General features: G+C 60.7%; 4 protein-coding genes and 1 pseudogene. 2 read left to right on the top strand and 3 right to left on the bottom strand.

Features of this window, described 5'->3' with window-relative positions; genetic code table 11:
* Together EN750_RS28895 and EN750_RS28890 are read right to left on the bottom strand one after the other, a co-directional pair.
* A partial coding sequence (locus EN750_RS28895) for a response regulator (RefSeq protein WP_127398789.1) occupies nucleotides 1-238 on the bottom strand: 238 nt, incomplete at its 3' end.
* A 33-nt stretch (nucleotides 239-271) separates the two neighbouring features.
* On the bottom strand, nucleotides 272-643 hold the full coding sequence (locus EN750_RS28890; RefSeq protein ID WP_013531932.1) for a response regulator: 372 nt from the start codon (nucleotides 641-643) through the stop codon (nucleotides 272-274).
* Between the two features lie 246 nt (nucleotides 644-889).
* On the opposite strand from EN750_RS28890, the gene EN750_RS28885 reads away from it, so the two are divergent.
* Together EN750_RS28885 and EN750_RS28880 are read left to right on the top strand one after the other, a co-directional pair.
* Nucleotides 890-1,189, top strand: coding sequence for a DUF3572 domain-containing protein (locus EN750_RS28885; protein ID WP_024503583.1), 300 nt, complete (start codon nucleotides 890-892; stop codon nucleotides 1,187-1,189).
* Nucleotides 1,186-1,839, top strand: a complete 654-nt coding sequence (locus EN750_RS28880) for a hypothetical protein (protein WP_127398788.1) — start codon at nucleotides 1,186-1,188, stop codon at nucleotides 1,837-1,839. Before EN750_RS28885 ends, EN750_RS28880 begins: the two co-directional genes overlap by 4 nt.
* Before the next feature lie 16 nt (nucleotides 1,840-1,855).
* Here the strand turns inward: EN750_RS28880 and EN750_RS28875 are convergent.
* Nucleotides 1,856-2,516 (bottom strand): annotated as a pseudogene (locus tag EN750_RS28875) (hypothetical protein); the annotation flags it as partial.

The following is a 2,516-nucleotide window of genomic DNA, read 5'->3' as shown; positions in this document are numbered from 1 at the left end:
CCACCGGAATGTGCGATGTCGCCGGATCGCTCTTCAGCCGCCGACAGACCTCGAAGCCGTCCATGTCCGGCATCATCACGTCGAGCAGCACGACATCGACCTTGCCGTTCTCACAGGTCTCGATCGCATCCGGCCCGTTGGTGGCGGTCAGCACTTCGAAATATTCGGCCAGCAACCGCACTTCCAGCAGCCGCACATTGGCAGGGATATCGTCGACGACGAGGATCCGCGCAGTCATTTCACAAGGCTCCGGCTCGGCTGAAGGGGCACATCACGCATCGCCCAGATAGGATTTGATGGTTTCGATGAAACGCGGCACCGAGATCGGCTTAGAAATATAAGCCTCGCAGCCGCCCTGGCGGATACGTTCCTCGTCGCCCTTCATGGCGAAGGCGGTCACCGCAATGACCGGGATGACGTGCAGTTCGTCGTCTTCCTTCAGCCATTTGGTCACTTCAAGCCCCGACACTTCAGGCAATTGGATATCCATCAGGATCAGATCCGGCCGGTGCTGGCGCGCCAAATCGAGCGCTTCCAGACCGTTTCGGGTGCGCACGGTCTCGTAACCGCTTGCCTCGATGAGGTCCCGAAAGAGCTTCATATTGAGCTCATTGTCTTCGACGATCATAACCTTCTTCGGCATCGATTTCCCGTCCCGGCTGCCCTTCCGCTTCGAAGGCAACCGTCATGCGCCCATGTCTGAACGCATCAAACCCTGCTTCACTTTACGGCAATATGATTGACGAAACGGAAATCCGCGGCTGGAAAACAGCGCGAATTCCACCTCGTCCCCTGCGCGTCCAAAGGGCGCGCCACGCTCTAATGGCTTGCCGCAAGCAACTCTTGCCATTACTGCGGGAGAGACTCATTCCACACACCGAAGGTAGTGATGGCAAACGCAGCGTCAATGCGCGAAGAAGCGGAATCGATTGCCGTGAAGGCCCTGGGCTTCGTCGCCTCCGATCCGGAGCTTCTGCCGCGCTTTCTGGCAATCACCGGCATAGAGGTCCATTCGATCCGCAAAGCCGCCAGCGAGCCGGGTTTTCTGGCCGGTGTCCTGCAGTTCATCCTCGCCCACGAGCCGACTCTGATGCGCTTTGCCGAGGAAACCGGCACCCCGCCGGCGGCTGTCGGCAAAGCCTTGCGGTCGCTGCCGCTGGGCGACGACAACCACGAGCATTCCATATGAGCGATGATCCGGAAACCGCGCGCCAGATCGAAGAACTGGCAGCCGACGACCGACCCTTGCTTGTCCTCGATGTCGACGATGTCGTGCTCGAATTCATCCGACCGTTTCCGAATTTCCTCAAGGCGCGCGGCTATGGCCTGACGCTGGCCTCGTTCCGGCTGACCGGCAACATCGCAGAGACCGCCAGCGGCCGCCTGATCGAACAGCCCGAAGTCACGGCACTGCTGGCCGATTTCTTTGACGCGCAAGCCGATTGGCAAAACATTACTGACGGCGCGTCAGAAGCCCTGGCAGGGCTTGGCGATCGCGCGGAAATCATCTTGCTAACGGCCATGCCGCACAAACACCGTGCCGTGCGTCGCGTCCATCTCGACGCGCTTGGGCTGAGCTACCCGCTTCTGACCACTGAAATGGCCAAAGGACCGGCAGTGGCCAAGCTTCGCGGCAAGGTCGGCCGACCGGTGGTCTTCGTCGACGATCAGCCGCACAATCTGGCGTCGGTACGGGAATCGGTCGCCGACGCCGAACTGTTCCACCTGATGGCCGACAATTCGCTGCGCGCATTCCTGCCGCCGGTGACGGACGATGTGGTCGTCGTCCAGGACTGGCACGAGGCAGCGCCCAAGATCGCAAGCGCGCTGGGGCTCTGAACTCCAGCTTCAGGGTTCAGTTCGCACCTGCGCCGCCGCTGTCGTCTCCGCTGTCATCGGCGCCGTCACCATCATCCATGCTGTCGTCCACGGCCGGATCGGCGGGCTTCAGCATGACGCCATTGACGGTGACCGAGCCATCGGCCTTGGCATTGACGATCCATTCCAGCCGGCCATCGGGCAGCGTCTTGCCAAAGCCCTTCGCCATGAGAGCGACTGGCACGTATTGGCCAACCTCCGGTTCCGACTTTGCCGCTTCCTGCAGGCCTTCGACAAGCTTGTCGAAGCCGGCGACATCGACGGTTACGCTTCCTTCGGGCTTTTCGCCTGGGAATGTCATCTCGCCTTCCAGCGCGATCTCCGTGTCCTTGTTCTTCACGGTGCTGTGGCCAAGCACGACCTTCGGCATCTTGGCCAAGAAGTCGACTTTAAGCTGCTCGCCGAATTCGGCCGACAGAGGCGGATTCTTATTGAGATCAAAGGCTTCGATCGCCTTCTTCGCCATGCTGTCGAGATCGATATTGGCGCCGCCAAAGTTCAAATCGACATCGGTGGGTAACAACCCCACGCTCCAGCTCGGCAGAAGCTGGGTCGGCACGCTCAGCCCCGATGCCTTGATGCCGTACGTGATCGTCCCGTTCTGGGCCACGCCATCGGTGCCGAACACGGTGCTGAGC

Origin of the sequence: Mesorhizobium sp. M7A.F.Ca.ET.027.03.2.1 (genome assembly GCF_003999175.1) — a bacterium.
GTDB lineage: Bacteria > Pseudomonadota > Alphaproteobacteria > Rhizobiales > Rhizobiaceae > Mesorhizobium.
This window is presented reverse-complemented; position numbering and strand designations above follow the sequence as displayed.